The 370-nt window shown below is 72.2% G+C and carries 1 protein-coding gene; it reads right to left on the reverse strand.

The window, feature by feature from the left end:
* On the reverse strand, nt 1-370 hold a 370-nt coding region (locus tag AB4039_RS42560; RefSeq protein ID WP_442273354.1), incomplete at both ends, for an acyltransferase domain-containing protein.

The following is a 370-nucleotide window of genomic DNA, read 5'->3' on the forward strand; positions in this document are numbered from 1 at the left end:
TCCTCCGCCGACACCGTCCGGCCCGTCAGGGCCGAGACGACCGGAACGCGCGGCGCTCCGAAGGAAACACCGTCCACGACGGCCCGGAAGTCGTCGAGCATCGGGTCCATGAGGGGCGAGTGGAAGGCGTGCGAGACGGAGAGCGCCTTAGTCCTGCGGCCGTCGGCCGCGAGACGGTCCACGACCTTCGCCACGGCTTCCTCGGCGCCCGAAACCACCACGGACGACGGGCCGTTGACCGCGGCGATACCCGCACGGTCCTCAAACCCGGCCAGCAGGTCCCGTACCTCCTCCTCCGAGGCCTGCACCGCCACCATCACACCCCCGGCCGGGAGCGCCTGCATCAGCCGGCCGCGCGCAGCCACCAGAG

Source organism: Streptomyces sp. M-16, from assembly GCF_052114405.1.
Lineage (GTDB): Bacteria > Actinomycetota > Actinomycetes > Streptomycetales > Streptomycetaceae > Streptomyces.